This window comes from Psychrobacter sp. CAL346-MNA-CIBAN-0220 (assembly GCF_040309805.1).
GTDB lineage: Bacteria > Pseudomonadota > Gammaproteobacteria > Pseudomonadales > Moraxellaceae > Psychrobacter.
This window is the reverse complement of record NZ_JBEOPF010000696.1, coordinates 1-239: the sequence shown is the minus strand read 5'-3', so window position 1 is coordinate 239 and position 239 is coordinate 1. Positions and strand designations below refer to the sequence as shown.

General features: G+C 47.7%; 1 pseudogene. It reads right to left on the bottom strand.

The features are described 5' to 3' along the window. Nucleotides 1-239: pseudogene (locus tag AAEY88_RS15355) on the bottom strand (hypothetical protein); the annotation flags it as partial.

Sequence of the window (239 nt, the reverse complement as noted above, 5' to 3'; positions counted from 1 at the left end):
GCTTTGGGTCGCGCTCATTGAAATGCGCTACCGTGCCAGCCCAAATATCATCCAGGCTTGAGCGGAATACTTGTTTTTCAAGCTTTTCACGTTCCTCGCTTGGAATGGCTTCAATCGAGTCATAGCGGGTATAAATTTCGTATAACTTGTTGGCGCGCATTGGAAATAAGGTGCCACGTTTTACTACTTGCAGCTTAACGCCCATTTCGAACATATCGGCAGCAGGTGCCATCGTCACA